The sequence below is a fragment of the Geobacter sp. AOG1 genome, assembly GCF_019972315.1.
Lineage (GTDB): Bacteria > Desulfobacterota > Desulfuromonadia > Geobacterales > Geobacteraceae > Geomobilimonas.
The window spans coordinates 2,174,372-2,176,401 of the sequence record NZ_BLIZ01000001.1 but is presented as its reverse complement, the minus strand read 5'-3'; the positions used below and the strand labels follow the sequence as shown (position 1 = coordinate 2,176,401).

Genomic DNA, 2,030 nt, shown 5'->3' with positions numbered 1-2,030 from the left:
CCTTGTGCACTGGCCACCAGGAGTGCCGTGCCGATCAGGATCTGTACCGCTCTCTTCATGTATAGTCCTTCCTGCTTGGTATGATCTGTCTGTACGGTTACCAGCTCGACAGCCCGACCGCCCGGCGCAGGATCAGCAGGGCGTCGACCAGGTCTATCTTGCCGTTGGGGTTGGGACGCCCGGCAAGGAGCGGTCCGATGTCGCCATGGGCCAGGTTGTCGGCCGTGGGGACGGCTCCCCCGGTGACGATCCGGATGGCCAGGAGGGCGTCGGCCATGGTGACGCTCCCGTCGTCGTTCAGGTCGCCGTCGGGCTCGTGGACGACGAGTCCCCGCGTGCTCTGGTTGCCGGCGGCATCGACGGCGGTGATCCGCAGGGTGGCAGAGTCGTAGCTTACGCCGCTCAGGTCGGCGTTCCAGACACTGCTCTCGATGACGACCCGCCCGACCGGGCCGTTCTTGTCGCTTGTCGTGACGGTTGCCCCTGTTTCGACGGTTCCGCTCAGCCGTTCCGGATAGTAGCCGGTGACCGGATTGACGGTGAGGGTTGGCGGGGTGACATCGTAGGTGATGCTCCGGGTGCTGCTGCTGACGTTGCCGGCGGCGTCGGTGGCGGTGAGGGTGACGACGTAGGGCCCTTCAGCCGCAAATTCCAAAGGCAGGCCGAACGCTCCCCCCGTCAGGGTCAGCGGTACGGGCTGGCCGTTGACGCTGGCGGTCAGGGTGAAGGGGGTGGCATCGCTGGCGGTCCCGGCGAGCATGAGGTTCGGACTGGCGGTGGCCAGGTCCTGGCCCGGCTGGCTGATGGCGATGACGGGGGCTTCCCGGTCGAGGGTGATGCTCCGCTTGAGGCTGGAGTTGTTGCCGTACTGATCGGTGGCGGCAATAAGGACGGTGTTGAGTCCTGCTCCCAGTCTGACGTCGGCCTGCCAGCCGCTGTCGCTCTGGCCGGCGGCGATGCCGTTGACGGTGACGATGGCCGGCTTGTCGGTGGTGCCGCTGACGGTGACGGTCTCCTGGCTGGTGTAGGCGTTGTCGGCGGGGACGGTGACGCTGATGACCGGCAGGGTGGTGTCGAAGTAGACGGTGCGCCGGTCGATACTGGTGTTCCCCGCCAGGTCGGTGGCCGTGACGATGATGCTGTTGCTGCCGCCGCTCAGGGTGACGGCGCTGCTGAACCGGTCGCCGGTCAGGACGACCGGCTGGCCGTTGACGGTGACTTTGTCGAGCCAGGGATCGCTGACGGTGCCGCTCACGTTCTGGGTCGGGGTGCTGGTGTAGCTGCCGTCGGCGATGGCGGAGACGCTCAAGACCGGGGCCGCGTTATCGAGGATTATGGCGGTGACGACGGTGGCTATGGCACTGCCCGGCTGGCTGGCGGTGACGGTGATGGTGTTGGTCCCGGGAAGAAGCGGAACGCTGCCGCTCCAGCTGCTGCCGTCGACATTCGCGGAAACGGTGCCGTTCCGGTCGTTGCCGATGGTGACGGCGGAGCCGGCGGCGACGCTGCCGCCGATGGTCTGGCTACTCTGGGCGGTGTAGTTGGCGACCCGGGTGATGTCGAGCTGGGGGGCGGGCAGAAGGCGGCTGACGGTGACGCTCTGGCTGGTGCTCCCCGCCAGGTTGCGGGCCGCGACGTTGATGGTGTTCAGCCCGGTGGAAAGATTGTCGATGGTGGCAGTCCAACTGGTGGCGCTCGGGTAGGTGACCGGCCCGGCGACCGCGGGAAGAGGAGCGCTGAGGCTGACGCTGGCCCCGGCCGTCATGGTGCCGCCGAGGGTGAGGCTGGAAACGGTGATCTCAGCCGGGACCGGATCGATGCCGATGCCGGGCAGGGGGATACCCGCCGGATCGATGCCGCCGTCGATCCCGTAGACGGTGACGTTGCCGTAGCCGTTGACCGCCAGAAGCCGCCCGGTGGCCGGGTCGAACTGCAGGTCGGACGGCACCATCAGCTGGCCGTTGGCCGTGCCGTAGCCGCCGATGAAGCTTAAGAAGCCCCCTGCCACCGGTTTCGTGTTGACGATGGTG

At 67.4% G+C, this 2,030-nt stretch carries 1 protein-coding gene; it reads right to left on the bottom strand.

The features are described from left to right. Positions 1-97 precede the first annotated feature (97 nt). Complete coding sequence (locus LDN04_RS16985) at positions 98-1,765, bottom strand: dockerin type I repeat-containing protein (RefSeq protein WP_223913371.1); 1,668 nt, start codon at positions 1,763-1,765, stop codon at positions 98-100. Positions 1,766-2,030 lie beyond the last annotated feature (265 nt).

Coding starts and splice junctions, on each gene's coding strand:
- LDN04_RS16985 (WP_223913371.1), bottom strand. CDS start 1,765: ATGACGGCCGGGGCCAGCGTCAGCCTCAGCGCTCCTCTTCCCGCGGTC.